A 13,228-nucleotide genomic window follows, 5' to 3' on the forward strand; every position below is an offset into this window, starting at 1 on the left:
GATTTGCCATGCGCTGTCCGTTTTGCGGTGAACAAGACACAAAAGTGATCGATTCGCGCCTAGTGGCCGAGGGTGAACAAGTTCGCCGTCGTCGCCAATGTCAGGCCTGTGATGAGCGCTTCACCACGTTTGAATCCGCAGAATTACTCATGCCCAAGTTGGTTAAGAGCAATGGCACCCGTGTTCCTTTCGATGAGCAAAAGCTTCGTGCTGGTATGCAGCGTTCCTTAGAAAAGCGCCCTGTGAGTGTTGAAGATGTCGAAGCGTCTATATTGCACATTATGGCCAGATTACGCGCCACCGGTGAGCGCGAAGTGAAAAGCCGCCTTGTAGGTGAGTTGGTCATGGACGAACTACGCAAGCTTGACCAAGTAGCTTATGTTCGATTCGCCTCTGTTTACCGTAAATTTCAAGATATCGATGAATTTCGCCAAGAGATTGATCGTATTCGTCATGACAACCGTAAGAACGATGCACAGTTAGATATTCTTGAAGAAAGCGATTCTGAGTTGCCATCATGAGCCATCATCAATATATGGCCAGAGCCATTGCCCTTGCTAAAAGGGGCCTATACACCGCAGACCCGAACCCAAGAGTAGGCTGTGTGATTGTTAAAAGCGGGCAAATTATTGGCGAAGGTTACCATCGCAAAGCTGGTGAAGGTCACGCTGAGGTGAATGCCTTGGCAATGGCAGGTGAGAAAGCAAAAGATGCCACTGCTTATGTGACTTTGGAGCCATGCAGCCATTTTGGCCGTACTCCACCTTGCAGTGAAGGTTTGATTGCAGCGGGTGTGCGCCATGTGGTGTGCGCCATGAAAGACCCAAACCCTCAAGTAAGTGGTCGTGGATTTGCCAAGTTAAAGTCTGCAGGTATCGATGTCACAGTGGGCATTTTAGAAGAGCAAGCACGTGAATTAAACCCTGGTTTTATTAAACGTATGGAAGCCGGTATGCCTTTTGTGCGTTTAAAAATGGCAACCAGCTTAGATGGCCGTACCGCCATGCAAAGCGGAGAAAGCCAGTGGATAACGGGGCCGCAAGCCCGTCAGGATGTACAGCGCTTAAGGGCTAGAAGCTCTGCCATAGTAACGGGCATTGGAAGTATCAAATTGGACGACTCTTCATTAACGGTTCGTGCGGATGAGTTAGGTTTGGATGATGAATGGGCCAAAGAAGCGGCAGCGCAGCAGCCAATTCGAGTGGTGCTTGATAGCCAAGGGCAAATTTCAGCGGATGCCAAAATTTTGAAGCAGTCAGGGGAAACACTACTGGCAGTGACAAAAGGTGTTGAGTTAGAGGCAGGCATTGAGGCTATACAACTGGATCAAGCCGCGAACGGGCTAGACTTAACTCAGTTACTCAAAATCTTAGCCGAAAAACAATGTAACGAAGTCCTAGTTGAAACCGGAGCCACGTTAGCAGGAGAGTTTGTCCGACAAGGCTTAGTTGACGAAATGGTGCTCTACATGGCTCCTTGTTTTATGGGTAGCGACGCTCGACCATTATTGCAGTGGCCCATGACACAGATGGCTGAAAAACAGAATTTAAAGATCATCGAAAACCGCATGGTAGGCAATGACATTCGCCTAACCTTAGTGTTTGAAGAACAAAGTAATTAGAGGCACCCATGTTCACAGGCATCATCGAAGCCACCGGAAAGGTGTTAGTTAAGCAGGCCAAAGGCGGTGATTTAAGTGTCACCATAGAAACGGGTGCATTAGATTTATCCGATGTGAAGCTCGGCGACAGTATTGCTGTAAACGGCGTGTGTTTGACCGTTATTACCCTGCAAGCCTCGGGCTTTAGTGCTGACATCAGTAATGAGACATTAGCTCACACGCGCTGGTCAGAGATTAACATCGGCGATCAAGTGAATTTAGAAAAAGCCCTGACACCTACTACTCGTTTAGGTGGGCATTTGGTTAGTGGTCATGTAGATGGCGTAGGCCAAGTAATCGAGCGCCAAGAAGACGCTCGCTCAATTCGTTTACATATACAAGCACCAGCTGAATTAGGGCGATACATTGCTCATAAAGGTTCCATTACAGTAGATGGTGTTAGCCTTACGGTTAATGCTGTTACTGGTCATGTATTTGAATTGAATATAGTGCCTCATACCGCCAAGGAAACCACCTTGTACGGATGTGCACCTGGGCAAAAGGTGCATTTAGAAGTGGATTTAATTGCCCGTTATTTAGAGCGACTAATAACAGGACAAGCTAAAACAAACGAAAGTAACCTAAGTGCGGGCTTTTTAGCTGAACACGGTTTCGTTTAAACCTGAATTTAAAATAGCAGAGTGTGATCATGGCGTTAAACAGCATTGAAGAAATCATCGCAGACATTCGCGACGGCAAAATGGTTATTCTCATGGATGATGAAGACCGCGAAAACGAAGGTGACATTATTGTTGCCGCTGAAAAAGTCACACCTGAAATTATTAATTTCATGGCCAGTAAAGCGCGCGGTTTAATTTGCTTAACCTTAACACCAGAGCGTTGCGATTATTTGGGTTTACCTTCAATGGTGGCAGGTAATGGCTCTAAATTTTCTACGCCGTTTACCGTATCTATTGAAGCGGCTGAAGGGGTGACAACCGGTATCAGTGCTGCTGACCGTGCAGTGACGGTACAAGCAGCTGTTAACCCAATGGGTAAACCAGATGACATAGTGCAACCTGGGCATATATTCCCATTACGTGCAAAAGCTGCCGGTGTATTAACCCGTGCAGGTCACACTGAAGCAGGTTGTGACCTTGCCCGTTTAGCGGGTTTACAACCAGCAGGTTGTATTGTTGAAATTATGAATGAAGACGGCACCATGGCTCGTCGTCCAGAACTAGAAGTATTTGCCCAAGAGCATGATTTAAAAATAGGCACTATTGCCGATTTAATTCAATACCGCATGGCTAACGAACAAACCATCGAAAAACTCAGCAACGATACCATCAACACTGAGCATGGCGAATTTGAATTAAACGTATACCGTGACACCATTAATGGCGACTCTCACTTGGCCATCACAAAAGGGGATGTTGCGGCTTCACAAGCTCCGTTGATTCGTGTTCAAGAAGCAGAAACATTACGTGATGTTATTGGCGCATTAATGGCAAATAGTAAAAGCTGGTCAATAAGTAACGCATTAGAAGCCATTGCAAAAGAAGAAGCCGGCGCACTCGTTATTTTAAATGCGGGCGAACGTGAAGACGTATTAGCTTCTATCGAAACATTTTTCGGGCGACAAAAACCGCAACGTACTACAGATGTGGACAGTTCTGGCGCGTACGTAACTATAGGTACTGGGTCGCAAATTTTAAGGGATTTAGGGGTAACGCAAATGCGTTTATTAAGTAGCCCAATGAAATTCACTGGTATATCTGGATTCAATTTAGAAGTAGTGGAATACATTCCATTCAAAAATAATTAATCACTAATTATAGAAATATTTTAAAATTTTAAAGGTAATAAATATGAAAACAATCGCAGGAAGCTTCACCCCAATGCAAGCCAAGTTTGCCATTGTACAAACCACTTGGAATGAATTTGTTGTCGACAAATTAGTTGACGGTGCCATACGTGGTTTAACTCGTCATGGTATCAGTGAAGACAACATCACATTAATTCATTGCCCAGGTGCATTTGAAGTGCCATTGGTAGTTAAAAAATTAGCTGAAAGTGGTCAATACGATGCGGTAATTGCCCTGGGTGCTGTGATTCGTGGTTCAACCCCGCACTTTGATTATGTGGCTGGTGAAGCGGCAAAAGGTCTTGGACAGATTGCACTTAATACAGGTATTCCTGTGTCATTTGGCATTTTAACTGTTGATACTATTGAACAAGCCATTGAGCGTGCTGGTACAAAAGCCGGAAACAAAGGTGAAGAGTCTGCATTAAGCGCTTACGAAATGGTAAGCCTGCTTAAGCAGCTGGAGGCTTAATGAGCGACAACCCCATTCCAAGAAAAGACAATATGGCAGGGCGACCGAATCCGGCTGCCCGTCGTAAGGCGCGTCATTATGCCATGCAAGCGCTATATCAATGGGAAATGGCTGGTGCGAGTTTAAGCGCCATTGAAGCTGAGTTTCTAGTTGATAACGACATGACCCATGTTGATACAGAATATTTTCGAGATATTCTGCGTGGTGTGCCAAAAAGCCTAAGCGAATTAGATGCCATGTTAATCCCATGTTTAAGTCGTGGTATTGAGGAAGTAACACCTGTTGAGAAAGCCATTTTACGTTTGGCAGCATTTGAATTAGCGCATCGTATTGATGTGCCATATCGAGTGGTTATCAATGAAAGCGTGGAACTCTCCAAAAAGTTCGGTGCGACAGAAAGCCATAAATTTATTAATGGTGCATTGGATAAACTTGCCCAACAAGTGCGAGTGGTAGAGATAAAAAAATAAGTGTTACAAAGTGTGAACTCATTAACTAGAGAGAACCGGTGAACGAATTTCAGCTCATTAAGCAGTATTTCCAACAAACCGCTTTAGCCTTTAGTAATGAGTATGCCTCGCAAGGGATAGGGGACGACTGCGCCTCTATCCTTATCCCATCTGATTATGAACTCCAGTTTTCAATCGATACTCTAGTTGAAGGCGTACACTTCCCTAAAAACGCTAATCCGTTTGATATAGCTACCCGTGCAGTAGCGGTTAGCATTAGCGATTTAGCAGCTATGGCCGCCACTCCAATTGGTTTTACGCTTGCTATAACATTACCTGAACTAAATGAAGTGTGGCTGAAATCGTTTAGTGAAGGATTAACTCAAGCCGCTCAGTTTTACCAGTGCCCATTGATGGGTGGTGATACCACAAAAGGCCCAAATCTTGTCATTTCATTGCAGGTGCATGGTGTGACTAAAAAAGGCGAAAGCTTAAAACGTAGTGGCGCAAAAACAGGGGATAACGTCTATGTTTCTGGCCCACTAGGTGATGGCGCAGGTGCCTTGTCATTAGTGTTAGAAAATCCACGTTTAAATACAGGTTTAGCCAAACAATTTTATTCGCCTCTTGCTCAAGTTGAATTTGCACAAACCATTAAAACCTATGCAACCAGTTGCTTGGATATTAGCGACGGCTTAGTGCAAGACTTAAATCATTTATGCACTTCAGGTACTGTAGGTATGAAAATTAATCCTGCTGATATTCCTTTGTCTGATTTATTGGTGGCAACCTATGGTAAAGAACAAGCACTACAATATGCACTTGAAGGTGGAGACGATTATCAATTAGCCTATACTGCAAAACATTGTGAGCATGGAATCTGTATTGGGGAAGTACTTAAAGGCAATGTTGTGCAAGTGAATGGGATGGAAGTTAAAGCGGGAGGTTATCAGCACTTTTAATAAGTATGAGCGTGATGGTACGTTTTATTGAATGAAATCCGATCAGTATCAATTTTCTAAGTATAATTATTTCTTATCTTTTACTAATATGGTCATTTAATCCTATTGATTTTCCAAGCTATGCCCAGTAGTTTTTAGTCTTAATAGATTACTTACGCAGATTATTGCATAACACCTTAAACTTTGAAGCCGAAATGAGTTATTTTTCGGGTGGAATGAAAAATTGATTTGGCATTAGGGCCTAATTAATATACGTTCATATTTAGTAAAAGTTTTTGTTGACTAGGTTGACTGGTTTTATTTTTCATCTACTTAATCAAGTAAAGGTTTTTGGCCTCGAAGCAGTCAAGTTTGAAAAGATATTATTATCCTAAAAATAACACAATCATTGGTTAATGATATACCGCAAGCGCAGACAATACATAAAGCGTTAAATAGAATATAGGATTCAAATTAACTGTTGACGATAAGTTAGTATGAATTATTTGGCCTGTAGTGTTGTTTAATTCAGAGTCACCTTAATACCTTGTGAACTCTTTTTAATGACTGCATTCTGATAACGACTAAAAAGTAAGTCGGTAGGCAATTATCGAACTTATGTATATTAAGGCTTTAGATGTTTAGCGTTATTTGTCGATATTGCATATTCGGATTTGTACTAAGCCGAACTGACGTTTGAATAGATAAAATGATGCACAATTCAGCAAAAAAAGCGCAAGACGACTACACTCACTATATAGATGGCCGTGTTGTAGCTAGGGATAAAATGCATTTTCGTGTGAACACTTGTTTGCTGATTAATATTGAGGTTATGACATGCTGGCTTTAATAGGTTCACTGATTGTGAGCTTGCTTTGGACGAGTGCTCATGCCAGCCCAGACCATCAAAACAAAATCAATGAACCTAGTGTGTTTATTGAATCCCCCGTTAATCAATTTCTAGGTAAGACGCTTTATACCTTTCCTGATGGGGATAAAACTTGGCAAGAACTCTCTAGTCTGCCCATAACAGATGGTGTACAGAGCAAAGCGGACTTTTATAATGCAGATGCTTTCAAGCTGCCAATATGGGTCCGAACTGACTTAACAACGGGCCAGATAGATCCAAATGATTTATGGCTAATGGGATTGGGCAGTGGATTTGCGGGAGATGTGGAACTGTATCTGGTTGCAGATGGCAAGCTGATCTCCCATCAAAAAAACTCACCTTATAAAACCTTTGATTCTCGTGAATTTGACTATCGATTACTGCACTTTGCCTTAGACCTCCCTTCTCACGCTAATGTCCAATTGTTATTAAAAATCAATTTTAGCCCGATACCTCATTATAAGCCCACAATTACGACTGAGGAGCTTATGGAGGATGAAGAAATCTACTGGATGGCATGGATGGGTTTCGGCATAGGCTTTTTAGTGGCGATAGGATTATTTCATTTGACTTTGGCAAGCGCCACTTATGATAAAGTCTATGTGTACTACTTTTTATATGTGTTTGGCAGTGGACTCTGGTTTATAGAAACCCATGGTTTATTGTTTAAATATATATGGCCAAATAACCCAGAATTTATGCTGTATTTTTCTGGATTTATGTATTATTCCCCGATTATTTTTGCCTACTTCTTTGTAATTACTTTTTTGCAGCTCCCAAAAATATCTAAAAAGTTTACGAATTACTTTTATTTTTTGGCCGCATTATTAGTACTAGTAATTGTTGGGAAAGTTTTTGTACCTAGTATTAGTTTAAATTTGGCCGGCTTGATTGTTATGATTTCAGCCTTGTCCTTTATTTATGCGGGTTTTTACGCAAGAAGGAAAGGCGTTTATTATGCTAAATACTATATTGTTGCATGGACCCTATACTGCTCATCCATTCTGAATATGATGCTCTATGTGGGTGGCGCATCGTCTTTCATGCCTAATTATACTTATTGGGTTTTGGTCATCGTATTTGATATTCAAGTCATGTTATTGGCATTTGCATTGGCTCATCGTATTCGGATTATTCGCCAATCAAAAATTGAAGCCGAGGCTGATAACCGAGCTCAAAGCGAGTTTTTAGCTAGAATGAGCCATGAGATTCGCACACCCATAAATGGTGTATTGGGAATGGCAGAGCTTATGGTTGATCGCTTGAAAGATGAAACCGATATTTATTATATGAATATAATCCGCTCTTCAGGCAGTTCATTGCTTACTATTATCAATGACATATTAGATTACTCAAAATTCACATCAGGAAAAATGGAGCTTGAGAGCATTCCTTTTAATCTCCAGCGCTTAGCGGTAGAAAGTTTTGATATCTTTAAAATTAAGGCAGCTGAAAAAAATATTGAGTTAATAACGGATATTGATTTTGATTTACCTGAAGCTGTACTGGGTGACCCTACTCGTATTAAACAAATAATGCTTAATTTCATTAGTAATGCCATCAAGTTTACAGATGAAGGGCAGGTGGTTTTAAGAGTGTATCGAGAAACTGAGAATGATCGAATCAAAATATCAGTGGTAGATTCCGGTGAAGGCATCAGCAAGTCGGGACAAGAAAAATTATTTAATGCGTTTTCGCAGGCCAGTACCTCAACTTCTCGCAAGCATGGTGGTACAGGCTTAGGGTTGTCTATTTGTAAGCAACTAACCCTTATGATGGGAGGAGAAATTGGTTTAGACAGTGAAGTGGGGAAGGGATCTACTTTTTGGATAAGTGTCAATTTACCTGTGAGTACGGACTTTATACAAGAAGATAAGATTGAAGATGTTAGCTTAGAAGGCTACAACCTACTGATAGTTGAAGATAATTATACCTTTGCCGAACTACTGTTTAACCAAGCAAGCTTATGGGGTATGAAGTGCCAAGTTGCTACAAATGGTAAAGAGGCACTGGCTTTATTAAGGCAGAACTATCAAGTAGGAATTCAGTTTGATTTAATTAGTTTAGATTTAATTATGCCTAAAATGGACGGAATAGAGACCAGCAAACACATTTTTGCTGATGAACGTTTTAGGGATATACCGATGTTACTTCTTACATCAGCTACGAATTTCCCATCTAAAACGGCTTTGGCATCGTCCGGTATTATGCGAGTTATTGAGAAGCCCACATTACCTGCTGATATTAAGCGAACTTATAAAGAGCTTTTAATTAAGCAAGAAGTCAACTCAGTCCCAGCTCTTTCACCATCGGAAGATGAGATATCATTGCCTAGCCTGTCAATTCTAGTGGCAGAGGATAATAAAGTGAATCAACTGGTTATGAAAGGTATCTTGAAGCGCCTTAAGCAATCGGCAGTCATAGTAGATGATGGTGAGCTGGCTTTACGTGCTGTGAAGGAGTCCCCAGATCAGTTTGATTTGATATTAATGGATTATGATATGCCGAATATGAACGGTATCACATCCACTGTTGAGATTAGGAAATGGGAAAAGGCTGAAAGCCAAACCCCATGCAAAATAGTGGCACTTACTGCTCATGCCGTACAATCCTACATCGATGAATGCATGGAGGCAGGAATGGATGAGTATTTATCTAAACCTATAGATGTCAAAAAACTAGAAGCCCTGCTAAGAAGCATGTTTTTATAGTCATTACTTGTAAATTATTATTGGTAATAGGCTGATTATAAAAAGAGCTTCACACTAGTTCGCCATAGCCTTTTTTGGCTTTCACCGTTTAAAAATATCACAAGTTATAGCGCACTAACTTATCCTGAGCCTTGTACGCTTGAGCAACGTTAGATATAAAAAAAGGCCCAGCTATTACTAGCTGAGCCTTTTTGAATAGAAAAGCGGATTAGGCTTATTTATTCATATTGGCAATTTCGCGAGCTAACTCATCTTGAGCTTTGTCAGCTTGGCAACTTAACAGTGCCATAAACGTAAATATATTAGATATAAAAAAGGCCCAGCTATTACTAGCTGAGCCTTTTTGAATAGAAAAGCGGATTAGGCTTATTTATTCATATTGGCAATGTCGCGTGCTAACTCATCTTGAGCTTTGTTAGCTTGGGCAACTTAACAGTGCCATAAACGTAAATATATTAGATATAAAAAAGGCCCAGCTATTACTAGCTGAGCCTTTGAATAGAAAAGCGAGTTAGGCTTATTTATTCATATTGGCAATGTCGCGAGCTAGCTCATCTGGAGCTTTGTAAGCTTGGGCAACTTAACAGTGCCATAAACGTAAATATGTTAGATATAAAAAAAGGCCCAGCTATTACTAGCTGAGCCTTTGAATAGAAAAGCGGGTTAGGCTTATTTATTCATATTGGCAATGTCGCGAGCTAGCTCATCTTGAGCTTTGTTAGCTTGGAATTTCTGCCACAACGCCTTCTCATTGTTCATAGAGGTTTTAAGCGCAGTCTCATGGATTAGGCCAGCTGCCTGATCATCTAAGCCAACCAACACATATAGAGTACCGTTAGGGCTGGTTTTAGACTTATACATACGTGTACCCACTAGGGTTTCGTTTGTAATTTGCTTAGTAACAGACGTGTTTACTTTATCAACGGTTTCGCTGTCGCCAACACCTGTGGTTTCAGCAAACTGCTTGACCAAGTTTTGTACTTGAACTTTCATCATTTGTGCAAGTTGTACACGGGCTGCTGCCGTGGCTTGTTGCTTCATGAAATTCATACCAGCGCCTGATTTATCAGCACTACCCACAGCGGATACTGCAAGGCCCGGTACAGGCTCGTCACATACCCAGCCAGGGGCTGCAGTTTGTGGCGCATCAGGGAAAGTACAATCTAATACAGGCTTGGTTTCACCACCACCACCGAAACAGGCAGTTAATGAAAGTGTTAAAGCACTGATACCTAGAGCACGAGTTAAGACCATCTTCTTCTCCTTGAAGGAATTTGGGTTTAGGATGGTGTAACCTTAACTAATAACATTGAATCTCGCCAGACTTTCCCATGATAAAAGCCATAAAAAAACCGTTATTTTTGAGCAATATTTTAATCGGAGTCGCGTTGTTAGCGTCTTGTGCTACATCGCCGACGTCAGATCCCCCTGATTGGGTCAGCTCACCTGAACACCATCAAGTGGTAGCTAATTGCGAAAGCCATGCACTGGGCAAATATAAACAGCAAGAATGTGCTGTTACGCGGGCTCGTTTAGAGTTGGCTGCGCGCAAAGGTATTGAGATTAAATCGGTTTCTGTGATGACAGAAAGTGCAAATAGCTTACGCAGTAATAGCACCTTAAATGGCAAGACAGTACAAGAAGTAAACAGTAAAATTAAAACCCGTTTGGTGGAAACCTACCATGATGTGCAGCGGGATATTTTGTGGGTGTTGGTGGAAGAGAATTAGGTTTTTGTGTCGTGATGGGTGGAAGATTAGAGATGAGAGGTGAGAGATGAGAGGTGAGAGATGAGAGATGCAGCTAAAGATTTCGTTTCAGATTTGTTGCGAAGATTATTGCTCTGTCATCCCGGACGTGAGGCACGAGCGAGCCGGAATCCATTTTATAAATTAAATTTAAATGTTGCTATAGATGCTCAAAATAATTAAAGCCATTTTTCTGGTCGCATCCATTTTGTTTTTGCTATTTTCTATTTGGGAATTGCTCTTGGGTAAGGTCTATGTGTGGTTTTGCCATAGAGGATTGGATAACTGCTATGTTTGGATCACACCAGATATCACTTTAGAATTTTTCTCTCAATTGTTTATTCATTTTGGTACTGCTGTAATATTCATGAGAGCGGGTATTACCGATGAACTTAAAGAAAATAAAACATATAAGAATCATATTTGGCGTAATAAGCTATACAAGAATCGAAAATAGAGAAGAAGATAATACTCTGTAGGATGGGTTAGCACGAGCCTTGGCGAGAGCGTAACCCATCGTTAATTGAATGTTTATTTAATGGGTTACGATTTCGCTGCGCTTAATCTAATCTATCTTACGAGTTTTGAAAACTGATTTTATACGAGACCACCCCGTGGCCGATAGCCATGTCGCGCACGGCACCCAAAGGGCATAAAGGTGCACTCGTACAGATTGAAAAATGATTGATTTCAGGTAGTGAGGAACAAGCAAGTAAGAATAACAAAAGAAAATCTTTTGACTAAAACGTGGCGAGAACTTTAGCTGCGTCTCCCGTCTCCCGTCTCCCGTCTCCCGCTAAGCCTCTTCGGCATCCGCTTGTTCTTTGTCAGCTTTACTTTTCTCAACCATGCGCCCAAAAAAGATGCCAATTTCAAATAACAAATACATGGGCAAAGCTAGAATGGTTTGGCTAATCACATCCGGTGGTGTCACTAACATACCAATAACAAAACAGCCTACAAAGATGTAAGGGCGCTTTTCCGTCAAACTGGTCACATTGGTGATGCCGGTCATGATCATTAGAATAGTGGCGATGGGGATTTCAAAAGCGATGCCAAAGGCGAAAAATATTTTCAAAATAAAGTTCAAAATATTGTTAATGTCGGGCAGGAAATTAACCCCTTCAGGGGTCATTAACGTAAAAAAGCTAAATGCCAGTGGTAATACCACAAAATAGGCAAAACAAATTCCGGCATAAAATAAAACGATGCTGCTTAATAATAAAGGAACCGCAAAGCGCTTTTCATGGTTGTATAAACCAGGTGAAATAAATGACCAAGCTTGATGCAGTATAAATGGAATACAAAGAAATATGGCTGTAAACAAGGTGAGCTTAAACGGTACTAAAAAAGGCGAAGCAACCCCTGTGGCGATCATGCTTGAGCCTTCAGGTAATAAAATCTCTAATGGCTTTGATACCCATAGATAAATATCATTAGAGAAACTATAAAGCCCAGCAAACACCACTAATATTAATAGAAGGGCTTTAAGTAGACGATTGCGCAGTTCAATTAAGTGCGCAATTAATGGTTGCTGTTGGTGCAGCTGCTCCATTTCGGCTTTGGTTTTTTTTGCCATCTATGGAGCCTCTTTTTTGTTTGGATCTGGCTCGGCTTTTGGCGGGGCGATGCTGTTTTCATCCATAGGTTGAGTTTGAGGGAAGTCTTCGTGTTCTTGTGCCATCTGCTCTTTGGCAAGTTGTTCGGCTTGTTCTTCTGGGCTCATGAAACTGTATTGTTCATCTTTGAGCTTTTCTTGTAGTTCTTGGGTGCGAACTTCGCGCTCAATTTCTTGTTGAATACCACTCATGGTACGACGAACTTTCCCGACTAATAAGCCAAGGGTGCGGGCCGCTTTGGGTAAGCGTTCTGGGCCAAGAATAATTAGCCCTAGTACACCCACCACAAGCAATTCGGCAAAACCAATATCAAACATAATGACTTCTTAAGGGGTTACTTTGTTTTGTCTTCGTCTTTGGCTTTTTCAGAAAACTGAGCGTCTGCTTGTTGGTTTTCAAGCTTTTCTGCTTCTTGTTTCTTTTCGTCTTCGTTAAGGGCTTTTTTGAAGCCTTTCACTGCGTCGCCTAAATCTCCCCCTAGGGTGCGAAGTTTTTTTGTGCCGAAAATTAAAATCACAACAACCAAAATAATCAACAATTGCCAAACGCTAATGCCACCAAACATGATGAACTCCTTAATTGGGTTAAAGGCTTAAAAGCCTGTTAATTTTGAACCAGCCAAGACATGCCAGTGCATGTGGAAAACTTCTTGGCCGCCTTTTTCTCCGTTATTGCTGATCACTCGAAAGCCTTCTAGGTTTTCCTGTGCAGCAACTTTGTTAATACTTTGCAGCACTTTTGTGACGATAGGCCATTCATCTTCTGTGGTGGCACTTAGGTTCACTATATGTTGCTTGGGTATCACTAATATATGGGTGTCGGCTTTTGGGGCTATGTCATGAAAGGCAAGTACGTGCTCGTCTTCGTATACCTTATTACAAGGTATGTCCCCTTGAATGATTTTGCAAAAAATACAATCGCTCATGCTGTAC

The 13,228-nt window shown here is 41.4% G+C and carries 15 protein-coding genes; 10 read left to right on the forward strand and 5 right to left on the reverse strand.

The genetic code is table 11. The annotated features are described in order from the left end of the window. The first annotated feature begins 8 nt into the window (after nt 1-8). From nrdR to ABWV45_RS11890, 8 genes are all read left to right on the forward strand, one after another. Nucleotides 9-521 carry a transcriptional regulator NrdR gene (gene nrdR, locus ABWV45_RS11855; protein ID WP_353351901.1) on the forward strand — a complete coding sequence of 171 codons (513 nt, stop codon included), beginning with the start codon at nt 9-11 and terminating at the stop codon, nt 519-521. Then, nucleotides 518-1,621: a bifunctional diaminohydroxyphosphoribosylaminopyrimidine deaminase/5-amino-6-(5-phosphoribosylamino)uracil reductase RibD gene (gene ribD, locus ABWV45_RS11860; protein WP_353351903.1), complete on the forward strand. Its 1,104-nt coding sequence runs from the start codon at nt 518-520 to the stop codon at nt 1,619-1,621. Before nrdR ends, ribD begins: the two co-directional genes overlap by 4 nt. 8 nt (nt 1,622-1,629) lie before the next feature. Continuing rightward, on the forward strand, nt 1,630-2,280 hold the full coding sequence (locus tag ABWV45_RS11865) for a riboflavin synthase (RefSeq protein ID WP_353351905.1): 651 nt from the start codon (nt 1,630-1,632) through the stop codon (nt 2,278-2,280). 29 nt (nt 2,281-2,309) lie between these two features. Continuing rightward, nucleotides 2,310-3,428, forward strand: coding sequence for a bifunctional 3,4-dihydroxy-2-butanone-4-phosphate synthase/GTP cyclohydrolase II (ribBA, locus tag ABWV45_RS11870; protein ID WP_353351907.1), 1,119 nt, complete (start codon nt 2,310-2,312; stop codon nt 3,426-3,428). A 43-nt stretch (nt 3,429-3,471) separates the two neighbouring features. After that, nucleotides 3,472-3,939: a 6,7-dimethyl-8-ribityllumazine synthase gene (ribH, locus tag ABWV45_RS11875; RefSeq protein ID WP_502914678.1), complete on the forward strand. Its 468-nt coding sequence runs from the start codon at nt 3,472-3,474 to the stop codon at nt 3,937-3,939. Beyond that, entirely contained in the window at nt 3,939-4,409 is a 471-nt protein-coding gene (gene nusB, locus ABWV45_RS11880; RefSeq protein WP_353351909.1) for a transcription antitermination factor NusB, read from the forward strand. The genes ribH and nusB overlap by 1 nt, the downstream gene beginning before the upstream one ends. Nucleotides 4,410-4,447: 38 nt before the next feature. Continuing rightward, nucleotides 4,448-5,350, forward strand: a complete 903-nt coding sequence (gene thiL, locus ABWV45_RS11885) for a thiamine-phosphate kinase (protein WP_353351911.1) — start codon at nt 4,448-4,450, stop codon at nt 5,348-5,350. An 816-nt stretch (nt 5,351-6,166) separates the two neighbouring features. Next, nucleotides 6,167-8,929, forward strand: a complete 2,763-nt coding sequence (locus ABWV45_RS11890; RefSeq protein ID WP_353351913.1) for a hybrid sensor histidine kinase/response regulator — start codon at nt 6,167-6,169, stop codon at nt 8,927-8,929. A gap of 669 nt (nt 8,930-9,598) precedes the next feature. On the opposite strand, the gene ABWV45_RS11895 is transcribed toward ABWV45_RS11890, so the two are convergent. After that, nucleotides 9,599-10,183, reverse strand: coding sequence for an LPP20 family lipoprotein (locus tag ABWV45_RS11895; protein ID WP_353351915.1), 585 nt, complete (start codon nt 10,181-10,183; stop codon nt 9,599-9,601). 77 nt (nt 10,184-10,260) lie between these two features. On the opposite strand from ABWV45_RS11895, the gene ABWV45_RS11900 reads away from it, so the two are divergent. Both ABWV45_RS11900 and ABWV45_RS11905 read left to right on the forward strand, forming a co-directional pair. After that, nucleotides 10,261-10,659 (forward strand): hypothetical protein, encoded by a 399-nt coding sequence (locus ABWV45_RS11900; RefSeq protein ID WP_353351917.1) that lies wholly within the window; start codon nt 10,261-10,263, stop codon nt 10,657-10,659. A gap of 60 nt (nt 10,660-10,719) precedes the next feature. After that, nucleotides 10,720-10,860, forward strand: a complete 141-nt coding sequence (locus ABWV45_RS11905; RefSeq protein ID WP_353351919.1) for a hypothetical protein — start codon at nt 10,720-10,722, stop codon at nt 10,858-10,860. 613 nt (nt 10,861-11,473) lie between these two features. Here the strand turns inward: ABWV45_RS11905 and tatC are convergent. The 4 genes from tatC to ABWV45_RS11925 are packed head-to-tail and all read right to left on the reverse strand — an operon-like array spanning nt 11,474 to nt 13,221. After that, the gene (gene tatC, locus ABWV45_RS11910) at nt 11,474-12,256 is read right to left on the reverse strand and encodes a twin-arginine translocase subunit TatC (protein WP_353351921.1); all 783 of its coding nucleotides are present in this window, start codon (nt 12,254-12,256) and stop codon (nt 11,474-11,476) included. Then, nucleotides 12,257-12,613, reverse strand: a complete 357-nt coding sequence (gene tatB / locus ABWV45_RS11915; RefSeq protein ID WP_353351923.1) for a Sec-independent protein translocase protein TatB — start codon at nt 12,611-12,613, stop codon at nt 12,257-12,259. A gap of 17 nt (nt 12,614-12,630) precedes the next feature. Then, complete coding sequence (tatA, locus tag ABWV45_RS11920; protein WP_353351925.1) at nt 12,631-12,861, reverse strand: Sec-independent protein translocase subunit TatA; 231 nt, start codon at nt 12,859-12,861, stop codon at nt 12,631-12,633. Nucleotides 12,862-12,888: 27 nt separating this feature from the next. Then, nucleotides 12,889-13,221 carry a histidine triad nucleotide-binding protein gene (locus tag ABWV45_RS11925; RefSeq protein WP_353351927.1) on the reverse strand — a complete coding sequence of 111 codons (333 nt, stop codon included), beginning with the start codon at nt 13,219-13,221 and terminating at the stop codon, nt 12,889-12,891. Between the last annotated feature and the right edge of the window lie 7 nt (nt 13,222-13,228).

It is taken from the genome of Oceaniserpentilla sp. 4NH20-0058 (assembly GCF_040371755.1).
GTDB lineage: Bacteria > Pseudomonadota > Gammaproteobacteria > Pseudomonadales > Oceanobacteraceae > Bermanella.